This window comes from Chitinophaga sp. YIM B06452 (assembly GCF_039655965.1).
Taxonomy (GTDB): Bacteria; Bacteroidota; Bacteroidia; order Chitinophagales; family Chitinophagaceae; genus Chitinophaga.
The window spans coordinates 1-724 of record NZ_JAWLKY010000014.1 but is presented as its reverse complement, the minus strand read 5'-3'; the positions used below and the strand labels follow the sequence as shown (position 1 = coordinate 724).

Genomic DNA, 724 nt, shown 5'->3' with positions numbered 1-724 from the left:
CGTAGCGCTGGCTGTCACCTCGAAGCCCGCCAGGGCGGTGACGGACACTCTGCCTTTATAGGCGGCCCGGCCATCGTGGCTGTTGACCACCAGGCTGTCTTCTCCCGGGATGGTGTGGGCGATGGTTTGGGCGGTAGTGGCGACGGCCAGCTGGCTGCGCAGGGTGGCTACCGGGGTGGTGGTCTGGTAGAGCGCCGTCATCGTGGGCCGGTTCAGCCCGTCGTAGAGCGTGGTCAGCCATTGATTGGTCAGCCGCAGCTGGCCGTCTTGCGAGAACACCAGCCGGTCCCGCACGTCATAGACCATCCATACCGGTTCGGTGCCGGGTACCTGTTTGAGGATCATCCGGCGGCGGCCGTCGTATTCATAGCGGAAGCAGAGCTCTTTGCGCAAGGTGGCATCTGCCAGGCTCCAGCTATTGCCCAAAAGTATCTCCACGGCTTTGGGCGGCAGCACGTAGCGCAGGTTGCCCAGGTCATCGTAGACATAATACGTGCTGAGCCAGCCGACATGGCCGGTGCCGGGCGTGGTGGCCAGCTGTACTTTTTTTAAGATCACCTGGCCTTCTTTGTCCTTGTATTCCACCACGGCGTTGCCCGCTTCATCGGCGGTGACGTTTTTATACAGTTCGCCAGCGTTGTAACGGGTAGTGCTGGCCGGCACACTGCCGTCGGCGGCAGCGATCGTCCAGATGCGCACCGAATCGCTCACCGCGTTGACCAGG

1 pseudogene is annotated in these 724 nt (G+C 62.3%); it reads right to left on the bottom strand.

The annotated features are described in order from the left end of the window. A pseudogene (locus tag R3I13_RS26965) lies at nt 1-724 on the bottom strand (hypothetical protein); the annotation flags it as partial.